This is a genomic window from Shewanella sp. BJSY2023SW005 (assembly GCF_047314585.1).
In the GTDB taxonomy this organism is placed as follows: Bacteria; Pseudomonadota; Gammaproteobacteria; order Enterobacterales; family Shewanellaceae; genus Shewanella; species Shewanella algae.
Genome location: NZ_JBKORJ010000014.1, coordinates 24,885 through 37,643 on the forward strand (window position 1 = coordinate 24,885; position 12,759 = coordinate 37,643).

At 51.6% G+C, this 12,759-nt stretch carries 9 protein-coding genes and 8 tRNA genes; 5 read left to right on the forward strand and 12 right to left on the reverse strand.

The annotated features are described in order from the left end of the window. The 6 genes from ACMHXI_RS01945 to ACMHXI_RS01970 all read right to left on the reverse strand — a co-directional run bounded on the left by ACMHXI_RS01945 (nt 1) and on the right by ACMHXI_RS01970 (nt 2,500). On the reverse strand, nt 1-1,905 hold the full coding sequence (locus ACMHXI_RS01945) for a GGDEF domain-containing protein (RefSeq protein ID WP_342199985.1): 1,905 nt from the start codon (nt 1,903-1,905) through the stop codon (nt 1-3). Nucleotides 1,906-1,992: 87 nt separating this feature from the next. Continuing rightward, nucleotides 1,993-2,068, reverse strand: a tRNA-Asn gene (locus ACMHXI_RS01950). 30 nt (nt 2,069-2,098) lie between these two features. Beyond that, nucleotides 2,099-2,174, reverse strand: a tRNA-Asn gene (locus tag ACMHXI_RS01955). 28 nt (nt 2,175-2,202) lie between these two features. Next, nucleotides 2,203-2,278, reverse strand: a tRNA-Asn gene (locus tag ACMHXI_RS01960). A gap of 22 nt (nt 2,279-2,300) precedes the next feature. Further along, nucleotides 2,301-2,376: transfer RNA gene (locus ACMHXI_RS01965), tRNA-Asn, on the reverse strand. Nucleotides 2,377-2,424: 48 nt separating this feature from the next. Further along, a tRNA-Asn gene (locus ACMHXI_RS01970) sits at nt 2,425-2,500 on the reverse strand. Nucleotides 2,501-3,402: 902 nt separating this feature from the next. Here ACMHXI_RS01970 and uvrB point away from each other — a divergent pair. Then, nucleotides 3,403-5,415 (forward strand): excinuclease ABC subunit UvrB, encoded by a 2,013-nt coding sequence (gene uvrB, locus ACMHXI_RS01975; protein ID WP_208193219.1) that lies wholly within the window; start codon nt 3,403-3,405, stop codon nt 5,413-5,415. A gap of 146 nt (nt 5,416-5,561) precedes the next feature. Here the strand turns inward: uvrB and rrtA are convergent, their stop codons facing one another. Together rrtA and queC are read right to left on the reverse strand one after the other, a co-directional pair. Beyond that, nucleotides 5,562-6,104, reverse strand: coding sequence for a rhombosortase (gene rrtA / locus ACMHXI_RS01980; protein ID WP_413733869.1), 543 nt, complete (start codon nt 6,102-6,104; stop codon nt 5,562-5,564). Between the two features lie 29 nt (nt 6,105-6,133). Further along, the gene (gene queC / locus ACMHXI_RS01985) at nt 6,134-6,886 is read right to left on the reverse strand and encodes a 7-cyano-7-deazaguanine synthase QueC (RefSeq protein ID WP_117200749.1); all 753 of its coding nucleotides are present in this window, start codon (nt 6,884-6,886) and stop codon (nt 6,134-6,136) included. 180 nt (nt 6,887-7,066) lie between these two features. Here queC and queE point away from each other — a divergent pair, with 180 nt between their 5' ends. Further along, entirely contained in the window at nt 7,067-7,735 is a 669-nt protein-coding gene (gene queE / locus ACMHXI_RS01990) for a 7-carboxy-7-deazaguanine synthase QueE (RefSeq protein WP_413733871.1), read from the forward strand. A gap of 62 nt (nt 7,736-7,797) precedes the next feature. Here the strand turns inward: queE and ACMHXI_RS01995 are convergent, their stop codons facing one another. From ACMHXI_RS01995 to ACMHXI_RS02010, 4 genes are all read right to left on the reverse strand, one after another. Beyond that, nucleotides 7,798-8,862 (reverse strand): PLP-dependent cysteine synthase family protein, encoded by a 1,065-nt coding sequence (locus ACMHXI_RS01995; RefSeq protein WP_028781497.1) that lies wholly within the window; start codon nt 8,860-8,862, stop codon nt 7,798-7,800. A 181-nt stretch (nt 8,863-9,043) separates the two neighbouring features. Then, a tRNA-Tyr gene (locus tag ACMHXI_RS02000) sits at nt 9,044-9,128 on the reverse strand. Nucleotides 9,129-9,160: 32 nt separating this feature from the next. Further along, a tRNA-Tyr gene (locus tag ACMHXI_RS02005) sits at nt 9,161-9,245 on the reverse strand. Between the two features lie 37 nt (nt 9,246-9,282). Then, a tRNA-Tyr gene (locus ACMHXI_RS02010) sits at nt 9,283-9,367 on the reverse strand. Between the two features lie 125 nt (nt 9,368-9,492). On the opposite strand from ACMHXI_RS02010, the gene ACMHXI_RS02015 reads away from it, so the two are divergent. The 3 genes from ACMHXI_RS02015 to ACMHXI_RS02025 all read left to right on the forward strand — a co-directional run bounded on the left by ACMHXI_RS02015 (nt 9,493) and on the right by ACMHXI_RS02025 (nt 12,711). After that, a complete protein-coding gene (locus ACMHXI_RS02015; RefSeq protein WP_219002826.1) occupies nt 9,493-9,981 on the forward strand; it encodes a VC2046/SO_2500 family protein in 489 nt (162 codons plus the stop codon). A 70-nt stretch (nt 9,982-10,051) separates the two neighbouring features. Then, nucleotides 10,052-10,342: a DUF406 family protein gene (locus ACMHXI_RS02020; RefSeq protein WP_054744443.1), complete on the forward strand. Its 291-nt coding sequence runs from the start codon at nt 10,052-10,054 to the stop codon at nt 10,340-10,342. Nucleotides 10,343-10,536: 194 nt separating this feature from the next. Continuing rightward, a complete protein-coding gene (locus tag ACMHXI_RS02025) occupies nt 10,537-12,711 on the forward strand; it encodes a putative bifunctional diguanylate cyclase/phosphodiesterase (RefSeq protein WP_028781500.1) in 2,175 nt (724 codons plus the stop codon). Nucleotides 12,712-12,759: the final 48 nt, after the last annotated feature.

Here is a 12,759-nt window from a genome sequence, read left to right on the forward strand (position 1 = left end):
TTAATTTCTGTTCATTTCGGCGGGATCCAACTGTTGTGGCTTGGCGATGTAGAAGCCCTGCATGCCATCGACCAGCAATTTCTCTACCACCATCTTCTCTTCCTGACGCTCGATGCCGCAGGCTATCACCCTGACACCACTGCGACGGGCCACATCGACCAACATACGGACAAAGAACTGGTTATTGGTGTCTTCATCTATGGCCTGGGTATAGCTGGGATCCAGTTTGATGTAGTCGGGGCGCACCTCTCGGAAGAATTTGAATGAGGTAAAGCCCATGCCGAAGCGTTCTACCGATACCCTGCAGCCGACGCTGTGCATGGCGCGAACGAACTTGTGACTGGCGGCCAGATTGCCCTGCATACCTGCTTCATTGATCTCAAACACCAGCCTTGATGCCAATCTCGGGTGTTTGGAAAGCAGATCTCGGGCCCAGGCTATAAAGTTTTCTTTGGAGGCTGAACCCGGGCTCAGATTGACGCCGATATTACCGCTGAGGTTTGGCAGGCTCTGCAGTAGTTTCAAGGCGCTGAGCAGTACCAGTTTATCCAGTTCCTGACTCATGCCGTGACGTTCGGCCATGGCGATCACCGTGGCTGTAGGTAGAAACTTGCCTTCACTGTTGTAAAAGCGTGCCAGCAGCTCTCGATAACCATCTACCTCGCTGCGACAGGGTTGAATGGGTTGTTGGTAAAACTTGAGCGCCCGGCGCTTCAACAAGTCTTCAATGGCCAGTTTCCAGCGGTTATCCCCGAGTTTTTCATCCAGCATATTCTTATCCTGGAACTGCACCGCATTAGGGCCCAAGGTTTGCGCGACGTTGGCGGCGGTATCGGCCATGGCGAGAATACCCATGGGATCTTTGTCGCTGGCGTAGGCCACTATACCTGTATGGGCAATGGAGTCTGTTTGCAGTTCTGCTTGATACTCTTCCAGCTCACGCTTGAGCTGGGTGGCAAAGGTTTGCGCGTCTTTCAGCACAATTGAGGGGATAAAGATGGCAAAGTCAGTACTGGCAATACGAAAGCTTTCGCTGTTTTTGTAGCCCTGGAGTGCCCGGCGAATACAAACCGCGACACGGGCAAGATAGTCATCGCCGCCCTGACGGCCGTGCAGTTGATTGATATGACCAAGCTCAGTGGCTTTTACCAGGATTAACACTCCAATTTGTGATTTGCCGGAAAGAGACAGTTGCTGCAGTTTTTCGGTGAAGTGCTGGCGGGTGCCAAAGCCGGTTACCGGATCTTCATAGGCGAGCTTCTTCAGTGTCAGATTTTCCGACTCAAGTTTGTCAAACTGCTGCTTGAACAGCTGCCGACTTTGCTCCAATGCTTGCCCCAAGGGCTTGAGTTCACCCCGAAAGCGGCTCTGTGCCAGAGAATCAAACTGGCCTTGGGACATCTTGGTTAAATACTCTGCCGCATATTTGAGGACGCGTTTATGACGGCCCATCATCAAGGCAAAGATTAACGCCAGGGCCAGATAAAGAGGCAGTAAGCGTAATCCTGCGAGCCAGAGTGTATGGATCCCTTGATCTCTAAGAGGGCTTAGGTCGGGCTTAAGTAACACCCGCCCGGAAGCGAAGCGGTATTGGGATTCGAGTTGCAACGGCAACAGATAATATTGCCAGTTCATCTCAGGCAGGAAACTGCCTCTGGTAAGATTATTTTGGCCGTCGGCGTCATCTGTATATTGGAAAAACTGCAGTGGCGCAGTGTCCTGCAGCTGCCGGTAAAGGATTGCGGCATCATCTGCGTCCTGGGCTTGCTCCTGCGCTTGTTGTAATCGCTGCAACAGGGCATTACCTTCCTGCTCCAGAATCTGCCGCTCCTGCTGTAGCAGCACCATGCCGGTAGCCAGAAACCCCAATAATAGTAACAGTTGAAAAAAGCGCGAAATGCCCATCTTTATCTGAGTTCAGACCAATGTCGAGACGATTGTCGAAATTGTATACGTATTTGTTATAAATACAAAACGCAGAAAGAGGTGAGGTGGCTCCCCTGACTGGACTCGAACCAGTGACATACGGATTAACAGTCCGCCGTTCTACCAACTGAACTACAGGGGAATAGAATATGATGCTGAGCGGAAATCGAAGTGGCTCCCCTGACTGGACTTGAACCAGTGACATACGGATTAACAGTCCGCCGTTCTACCGACTGAACTACAGGGGAACAGATTTCGCTTAGGTCAAACTTGAAGTGGCTCCCCTGACTGGACTTGAACCAGTGACATACGGATTAACAGTCCGCCGTTCTACCGACTGAACTACAGGGGAACAGATTTCAAGCTAACTAAATTGGCTCCCCTGACTGGATTCGAACCAGTGACATACGGATTAACAGTCCGCCGTTCTACCGACTGAACTACAGGGGAATAATTTAGCTAGGATTAACCTATTGTTTTCATAAGACTTGCTTGAAGTGGCTCCCCTGACTGGACTTGAACCAGTGACATACGGATTAACAGTCCGCCGTTCTACCGACTGAACTACAGGGGAATCGCAATTTCTCGCTTGTCTCGCTGAGAACGGAGCGCATAGTAAATCGCTCTGTGGGTGGAGTCAACTCGCATCCCCAAAAAAAGTGTCATTAAGCTGTTAATTGCTTATCTAATGCTCACAGTGATGGATAAAACTGCTTTATGGATATTTTTTGCTTAAAAAATAACGGCTAAACACTTATGTGCCAGGCGTTTGACTCAGACCTCTTGCCATTTGCAACAAGGATATCGACCTTAATGAGCCCTTTTCTAGCGATTGAGCTGCCATGCCATAGATAAATACCATGGGGGATTATGAAAGGGGCATCAAACTGAGCGCTTCAAGCAAGATAGAACGCCGCTCAAAAAAGGGCAGCACAATCATTTTGTGTTCATTTTTGGTGCAGCTTAATCCGCTTTGTGAGTACCACACTTTCATATGTTCTTTTATTACAAAATACCCACCAGGGTAGGATAAATGGAACTGGATGCCTCAAGCCCCCATGGCTAAAGGGTTACACTGACTTATCCACTAAATCTGTGGATAAACCTGTGAGCTTCCCCGCTTTATGGGCTGCAAACCCTTGTGGCATCAGCATTGAACTTAAAATGGTCAATTTGGGAGGCTAAAATATAAACATAACAAAAACAGCAAGATATAAAAGTCAAGCCGCTTTGGTTTGCTTGGTGATTTTTGTAACAAAGCTGTAAGGAAGTATCTGCCAATCCTTGTGCATTAAATCCATCTCAGTGATTCATTCGGATGGATTTTTTATATTTGGCCGCCACATCTGCCGTCTCGTTGCTGAGTTTCAGCACAAGCTGCTGCTGACATCATGTTGGCAGGAGTAATGCGGCTTTTGGCTTGGCGTAATTCGGCCCAATGAGTAAAATGAAAGGCTTAACCGAAGGAGCATTAAAGTGTCAGCTACGCCGTTTCGTTTGGAGTCTCAGTATTCTCCTGCCGGAGATCAGCCCACCGCCATTGCCAAACTGGTTGATGGCCTGGAATCCGGGCTCGCCAACCAAACTTTGCTTGGGGTTACCGGCTCAGGAAAAACTTTCACCATTGCCAATGTGATTGCCAATCAAGGGCGGCCAACCATCATTATGGCGCCCAATAAAACGTTGGCGGCGCAACTCTACGGTGAGATGAAAGAGTTTTTCCCCCATAACGCGGTGGAATACTTCGTTTCCTACTATGACTACTACCAACCGGAAGCCTATGTGCCTTCGACCAACACCTTTATTGAGAAGGATGCTTCGGTCAACGCTCATATCGAGCAGATGCGACTCTCGGCCACCAAGGCCTTGCTGGAGCGGCGTGATGTGGTGTTGGTGGCCTCGGTTTCAGCCATTTATGGTCTTGGCGATCCCGACTCTTACATGAAGATGCTGCTGCACTTGCGCCAGGGCGACATCATGGGCCAGCGGGATATACTGCAGCGGCTCAGCGAGTTGCAATACAGCCGCAACGATATTGAACTGCAGCGCGGTACCTTCAGGGTGCGCGGTGAGGTAATAGATATCTTCCCGGCCGAATCGGACCGGGATGCTATTCGGGTCGAGTTGTTCGATGATGAGATAGAGCAGCTGTCGCTGTTCGACCCTTTGACCGGCCAGGTGCGTAAACGCATTGCCCGGGCCACGGTTTACCCCAAGACTCACTACGTGACCCCGAGAGAAAAAATATTGGCGGCCACAGAGCAGATAAAGGCCGAGCTCAGAGAGCGCCGTCAGCAGTTACTGGATACCAATAAGCTGATTGAGGCACAAAGGATCAGCGAGCGGGTGCAGTACGATGTGGAGATGATGACAGAGCTGGGTTATTGCTCCGGTATCGAAAACTACTCCCGTTATCTCTCCGGGCGTGCACCGGGAGAAGGGCCGCCGACTTTGCTGGATTATCTGCCGCCGGATGGTCTGCTGATCATCGACGAGTCCCATGTGACTGTGCCGCAGATAGGTGCCATGTACAAGGGTGACCGTTCGAGGAAAACCACCCTGGTGGAGTACGGTTTCCGCCTGCCATCGGCACTGGATAACAGACCGCTCAAGTTTGAAGAGTTCGAGTCCTTGATGCCGCAGACGATTTACGTGTCGGCCACACCGGGCAGTTATGAACTTGAACGCAGCGGCGGCGATGTGGCCGAGCAAGTGGTCAGGCCCACGGGTTTGTTGGATCCCGAGCTGGAAGTGCGGCCGGTGGCGATTCAAGTGGATGATCTGCTCTCTGAGGCCAACAAGCGCATTGCCGTCAATGAACGTGTGTTGGTGACTACGCTGACCAAGCGGATGGCGGAAGATCTCACCGAATATCTCGATGAACACGGCGTTAAGGTGCGTTACTTGCACTCGGACGTGGATACCGTGGAGCGGGTAGAGATCATTCGCGATTTACGTAAGGGTGTCTTCGACGTGCTGGTCGGCATCAACTTGCTCAGGGAAGGGCTGGACATGCCGGAAGTGTCTCTGGTGTGCATTCTCGATGCCGATAAAGAGGGTTTCCTGCGCTCCGAGCGCTCGCTTATCCAGACCATAGGCCGCGCCGCCCGTAACATTAACGGCAAGGTGATCCTTTACGCCGATAAGGTGACCCCTTCAATGGCCAAGGCCATGGATGAAACCAATCGTCGCCGCGAGAAACAGCACGCCTTCAACCTGGCCAATGGCATAGTGCCCAAGGGCTTGGTGAAGAAGATCACAGATGTTATGGATGTGGGAGATTCCCCCTCATCGGCAGCACCGCAGCCGGGTGCCCGCAAGGTGGCGGAGCGCAAGTCGGCTTATCAGGTGGACGCTGCCAATCTGGCGCATGAAATCGACAGGCTGGAAAAACAGATGCACCAGCATGCCAGGGATCTGGAGTTTGAGCAGGCTGCTGCACTGCGTGATGAAGTGGCAAGGCTCAGAGAGGAGCTTATCAAGGCCTAAATGTTCGCACCTTCCCTAAAATCGACCCATTGACAAAGAACCCGGCAAAAGCCGGGTTCTTTATGCTGTTCATCTGTCAACGACTTTAAAGAGCTTGATTTAAAAGCCTAATTTAAAAAACCCTATTTAAATGCTTAGGCTTGGTATCAAAGTTTCGGCGCTTTATAAGCACTCAGTCGCCACAAGCCAAACAGTGCGATACCGCCAATCAGGCCAACAAGATGCGCTTCGACCGCGACTCTGGCGCCAATCAGGGCGCTGACTTCAGCGGCCGCCCCTTGCCATTGCTCCCAGCCGACTTTGGCGATAACGCCAGCAAGCAGCAGGTAACCTGAGTTTCGACCACTGCGAATATCGGCCAGGGCGCCGAAGGCGAACAAGCCGTGCAGTATGCCACTTAGCCCCACATAACCCATAAGCTGCGGGTAGCAAAGATAAAGCCCTACACCTTCAAGCAGACACAGGGCCAGGGTCAATATCAATACGCCCAGGGCGTTATAGTGTTCCTTGTGCAGATAAAGGATCACCCAAAACCCGGCGAGGTTCATCAGCAGATGCCAGAAGTTGGTGTGCAGCAGATTGCCGCTGACAAGCCGCCACAGCTCACCTTGTTCTATAGCGCTGCGGCGAAATGCCAACAGCTCAGTGAGCGGCAGAGAATACAGCAGCAGCGCCAGGGCTGTTAACACAACACCTGAAAAATAAGCGGAGCTCGGCTTCACGCAGTCTTGGCCGCCAGTATCGCCTGGATGCTGTCCGGGCTCGCCAGATACTCATCCAATCCTTTTTGACGCAATAAACAGGCGGGGCAGGTGCCACAGCCTTTGCCAAGAATGCCGTTATAGCAGGTAAGGGTTTCATCCCTTACCAGTGGCAGTTGCTGGTATTTATCTGCCAGTGCCCAGGTTTCGGCCTTGTTGAGCCACATGAGTGGCGTAACCAAACGCAGCTGTCTGTCCATGCCTTGTACCAGCGCAGACTCCATCGCCTTGATAAAGTCATTACGGCAGTCCGGGTAGCCGGAGAAGTCGGTCTCGCAGACACCTGTGATCACGGCATCGGCGCCTATCTGATAGGCGTAGATCCCCGCCAGGGTCAGAAACAGAATATTGCGTCCGGGAACAAAAGTATTGGGCAGACCATTGTCCATCAAGTCGTTTGATACCGGGATATTGTCGCGGGTCAGGGCCGAGATGGCCAACTCATTGAGCAGAGTAACATCCAGCACCTTGTGACTGGCGGCGCCGAGTTTTTGCGCCAGTTGTTTGGCAACTTCAATCTCCTGGCTGTGGCGCTGGCCATAGTCGAAGGTGATGGCATGTACTTCATCATACTGGGCCAAGGCCTGAATAAGGCAGGTGGTGGAGTCCTGACCGCCGCTGAAAACGACTATCGCCTTGGAAATAGCTGGCTTAGTGCTCTGGGGCGGCTCTGCGGTTTGGGTTTGCGGTGCGTTTGATTCTGATGACATAAGCGATTGATTGGATGAAGACATAAGTGTCTATTCAAAGGGATGACTCAATCGTCACAGTTTACCCTAATTTGGCCGGCTGTCAGCGCCGGCTTGGTAAAAAACGGAAAATTCGCTCATCCTTGCGCTTGGGGCTAAATTCCTCTATAAATGCCGCCCCGGCAAATATGAGGAACCCCGATGTACTACCCCGTCAACGAAGTCTTTGAAACCCTGCAGGGAGAAGGTGTGTTTACCGGCGTTCCGGCTATTTTTGTGCGTTTGCAGGGTTGCCCTGTGGGGTGTCCTTGGTGTGATACCCGCCAGACCTGGGACAAGCTTGAGCATAATCAGGTGAAACCTGCCGATGTGATCCGCACCGATGGCAGTATCGGTCGCTGGGCCTTGCATGATGCCAAGTCTTTACTGGAGGCGTTCAAACAGCAGGGATTCAATGCCAGGCATATAGTGATCACAGGGGGTGAGCCTTGTCTCTATCCGCTCACTGAAATGACAGAAGCATTTAATGCCGCAGGCTTTCGCACTCAAATTGAAACCAGTGGCACCTTTGAGGTGAATTGCAGCGCAGATACCTGGGTCACAGTCTCGCCCAAGGTCGGTATGAAGGGGGGGATGCCGGTACTGCGTCAGGCGCTGGAGCGGGCAAATGAGATTAAGCATCCGGTGGCGACCGAGGCTCATATTGAGGAGCTGGATCAACTGTTGCAGGGACTGGATCTCAAAGACAAGACTATCTGCCTGCAGCCCATCAGCCAGAAGGGCCGGGCGACGGCGTTGGCGATGAAAGTCTGTATCGAACGCAACTGGCGTTTGTCTATTCAGACTCACAAGTATCTGGATATCGATTAATCCGCAGTGGTAATCGACAAAAAGCCGCATTGATGCGGCTTTTTGTTATCTGAAGCGCGTTGTTAGCAGCAGAGTTCACCCGTGGTTTCAAACAGCTTCAGTTTGTTTTGATACTGGCTGATATCCCCTATGTTGGCGGCTATCCACTCGGGGTTGTAATAAGTGTCCAGATAGCGCTCACCGGGGTCGCAGATCAGGGTCACTATTGAGCCCTGGCGGTTGTCGCGTTTCATTTCGGCCGCCAGCATCAGGGCACCATAGAGGTTGGTGCCGGTCGAGGCCCCTGTCTTGCGGCCGATGATCTGTTCCAGCCAATGGATTGTCGCCACAGAGGCGGCATCAGGGATCTTCAACATGAAGTCGACAACCCCCGGGATAAAGGAGGGCTCGACTCTGGGCCGGCCTATACCTTCAATCTTGCTGCCTTGCTCACAGGTGATGGCCGCATCTCTTTGTTGAAAATAGTCATAGAACACTGAGTTATCCGGGTCGACCACACACAGCTTGGTGCAAAGCTGTTGATAGCGGATATAACGGCCAATGGTGGCCGAAGTGCCACCGGTACCCGGGCTCATCACAATCCACTCGGGAATAGGGAAGGGCTCGCGCTGCATCTGATCGAAAATGGCATTGGCAATATTATTGTTGCCGCGCCAGTCGGTGGCCCGCTCGGCATAGGTGAACTGATCCATATAATGGCCATTCAGCTCCCGCGCCAGCCGCTCAGACTCGGCGTAGATTTCGCTGGAGTGATTGACAAAGTGACACCGGCCGCCATAAAACTCTATCTGCTGTATCTTCTTGCGGGCGGTGGAGGCCGGCATAACCGCAATAAAGGGTAGCCCCAGCAGGCGGGCAAAGTAGGCCTCGGAGACAGCTGTGCTGCCGGATGAGGATTCAATGACAGGAGTATCCTGTTTGATCCAGCCGTTACACAAGGCGTACAGAAACAGTGATCTTGCCAAGCGGTGCTTGAGGCTTCCGGTTGGATGGGTGCTTTCGTCTTTAAGATAGATATCCACTCCGGCGACCGCCGGCAGTTCCAGTTTAATCAAATGCGTGTCGGCACTGCGCTGAAAATCGGCTTCGATTTTGGCAATTGCTTCGTTTACCCAGAGATCAGCCATTGTTGTTCTTCTTTCTTATAACAGGATGGTCTTAATCATAACCAAAGGTAATGACAATGGATAGCGAAAACTCAGGCGTATTCAGGTACAGCCACAGGCTAGATAATTGATTGTTATGAAATTAAACGCAGTGGGCGTAGATAAAACGCTTGGAAGATTGACTAAAGGAATATAAAAGAAATGGTGGAGGGAGAAGGATTCGAACCTTCGAAGGCGGAGCCGTCAGATTTACAGTCTGATCCCTTTGGCCACTCGGGAACCCCTCCACATATTTGGAGCCAGACATTAGAGTGAAAGATGGTGGAGGGAGAAGGATTCGAACCTTCGAAGGCGGAGCCGTCAGATTTACAGTCTGATCCCTTTGGCCACTCGGGAACCCCTCCACGATTTCACTTTCGTGTCTTTTAAATTGTAGGCAAATGGTGGAGGGAGAAGGATTCGAACCTTCGAAGGCGGAGCCGTCAGATTTACAGTCTGATCCCTTTGGCCACTCGGGAACCCCTCCTCAATTGCGGCCGCCATAGTAGTCAGAAACCTTTTTCATGTAAAGCCCGATTTTAAAAAAAGGGCTAAAGTTCGTGGTCATTTGGTCGATTAACTAACAACGAGTTGTTTTGTTGATGTTTTTTTATGCGCACTGATGTTTCCTTAATCAATGAACTGCAATTGGGCGAACGGCTTAATCTGGCTGTTGAGTCCCATCGCCGGGGGGAGTTTGCCCTGCTTTTGGCGTTGCTGTCTCAGGATGTGCGCGATTGGCCCCAGTTTCACCTGCATGACGATGTTGAAAAGGATGCTATCCTGCGGCAGCAATTTGATCTGCCTGCGCCTCAACCTTTGGTTGGGGACTTGAGTCAAGAACCTTCCCCGGTAGACAACAGTTATCATTTTATCAGTGAGGGTGAGCGCAGCTTTCAGCTGGCCCAGGCCTTGATGCCCGAACCTTTGGTTATCAGAGGAAAGAGAGATAGCGGAATGCAGGAGGCGCTGGATAACTGCGATTGGCACACAAGGCTGCGCATGGAAGGTGTCTTGAACCAACCCAAGGTGGCATTGATGGAGTTTGTTGACCAACTCTCCGAGCAGCGCAGGTTGGCCGGTCTTTATCAAACTGCGTGAGTCTTGCCTCAGTCCGGGTCTTGTCTATGTCGTATAATGGTGAGTGCCTATCAGCATCGGAGACATATAGATGAAGAGTATTGAACAGGCTCAGGCCGCCAATGTGCAGGACACTTGTGCCGAGTGTGGCAGCTATGTGGATATAGGGACAGTGGTCGAAGAAGGAGACACCTTGCTTTTGTTGACTTTTCAAGGTGAGTCGGCAGTAGCCGATGCCGAGGCGCTAAAGCAATTGGCCGAAGGCCGCTTCGCCGATGTCAAGGCTGAGCTCTGCAACGATGAACAGGCTGTCACCCTGGCGCTGACTTTTTCCTGTAGTGCCGAGAAAATGATTTTTCAGTTGGAAAACGGCTTGGCATAAGTGACTTAAGTAAATGGTCAAAGGTGGCCAGATCCGAAAGCTTGTGAGGCCGCCCATGGCAGGGTAAATGTAAGAAAGTATGAGTTATCTTGCTGGATATTATGTAAAAGTGTAATCTCGCGCAGAGAAGTGATAACAGGCCCGCGCATTCGGCGCGGGTTTCTTTAAGCCCGAAAGGGAACCTGAGGACATGTGTGAAGCGACGTAGGTATCAGCGATTGCTGGAGTTGTTGACCAACTCGGTTGCCAAGCAGCAGGGCGATTTCGCCAAGACGGCTGAACTGGCTACTGAGCTCTTGTGTCAGTACCTTGATGTGCAACACGCCAGTGTCTGGTCCTGGTCCAGGGATCAACATGTGCAGTTTGAAGTTGCCCGCTTTGGCTCAGGGCGACCTATTCAGACGCCCAGACCGCAACACCTCAGTCAAATACCCGCCTATATAGATCAACTCAAACAAAGACGCCACATTGACGCCAATGACGCGCTAGCAGATTGGCGGATGAGCGAGCTTGCCGAGGTCTACTTTAACGCCAACGGTATTGCCAGTGCCCTGGATATCGCTATCAGGATCAATGGCCACATTGAAGGCGTATTGAGCCTGGAGCGAACTATTGCCGGCGAACTCTGGAGCGATTTGGAAATCCACCTGGCATCGCAAGTCGCTGATCAACTGGCGCTGACTCTGGCGACCTATGATGCCTACCGTAAAGATGAACTACTGACGCTGTTTCAGTCGGCCGCGGAGCAGTCGGCCCAGGTCACCATGTTAATCAATCTGCACACAGAAGCGATTGAATACATCAACAGCGCCCATGAACAGATCACCGGTATCCCGAAAGAAAAAATGCTTGGTGCCAGCCTGAAGCAATTGGCCTTTTTTCATCAGCAACCCAAACAGGCTGAAATGACCCTGGCCAAAGTACTGCGCGGTGAAGTGGCGACCGGTGAAGTGATGCTCAATCGTGAGCAGGGCCAGGAATACTGGCTCAGATATCATGCCAGTCAATTTATCACTCAGCGCGGTAACCATTATGTCTTGGTCTCCAGTGAAGATTGTACCGAGCAGCATAATTATCAGGCCGAACTTGAGCGCTTGGCCTGGCGTTGCAGCCTGACCGGACTATACAACCGCACCCATTTCAATCGTTTACTCGATAGAACCTATAGCGGGCAGTTGCTGCTGATCGATTTGATTGGTTTTAAACGCTTCAATGATACCTATGGGCATGAACAGGGTGATGCCTTGCTGATTGAAGTGGCCCGCCGTTTGAAACACTTTGCCTCTCTTTATCCCGGCTGCAATATTGCCAGGGTAGGCAGTGATGAGTTTGCCCTCCTGCTCGATGATAACAACGAGCTTGATATCGATGTTTGTTGTCATCGCCTCTATCAACAGTTGTGCAATCCCATCAATATCGGCCGTGAGCAAGTGGATCCCAAGCCGGCACTGGCGGCGGTGGACATTGCCGAAGTCGCCGAATTGGTAGCGCCGCTGACTTGTGCCGATATTGCGCTGCAATACGCCAAGAAGAAGCAGGGTACGGCAATCCAGTTTTTCAACAGCGCGTTGCTCAAGGCGTTCAAAGATGATGCCCAGATAGAAAGAGATCTGCACGCCGCCATTCGGGGCAGACAGTTTGAACTTTATTATCAGCCGCTTAAAGATTTGCAAAGCTGCAGTTACATAGGTGCCGAAGCACTGATCCGCTGGCACCATCCCAAGCGGGGAGTACTGTATCCCGGCGCCTTTATCGATATTGCCGAACAGTCTGGGCTTATCAATGCCATAGGTACCTGGGTGCTGGAGGCCGCCTGTCGCCAGCTTAATTTGTGGCAGCACCACAATATTAATATCGCCATGCATGTGAACGTGTCGGCGCGGCAGTTTTTCGGCAGCAATCTTTATGAGCAGGTGTGGCAACTGCTCAATCGTTACCGCTTGAAGCCAGGTACGCTTATTCTGGAGATCACCGAAACCGAGTTGATGGAAGATATACGCTATGCCACCAATCTATGCCAGGAGTTGGCAGATTTGGGGGTAGGGCTTGCCATTGATGATTTCGGTACGGGTTACAGTTCAATGCGCTATTTGAAACAGTTTCCCATCAGCAAGCTCAAGATAGACAGGTCTTTTATCTCAGATCTCAATATTAGCCGCGAGAGTCGCGAAATCGTCAGCGCGATTATCGCCATGGCCAAGGCGCTGAATATCTCTCTGACAGCAGAGGGAGTTGAAACCGCCGAGCAGGAACGTTTTCTCACATCCTGCATGTGTCATCAGGCCCAGGGATTCCTGTACAGCCCGGCACTCAGAGAAGCTGAATTCAGCGCTTTCTTGCAGCAGAGTCAACCGCTGTTGCTGCACTGATTAGCCAGCCCAAGCTCACTCTGGCCAACTTGGGGCCGAACTTAAATA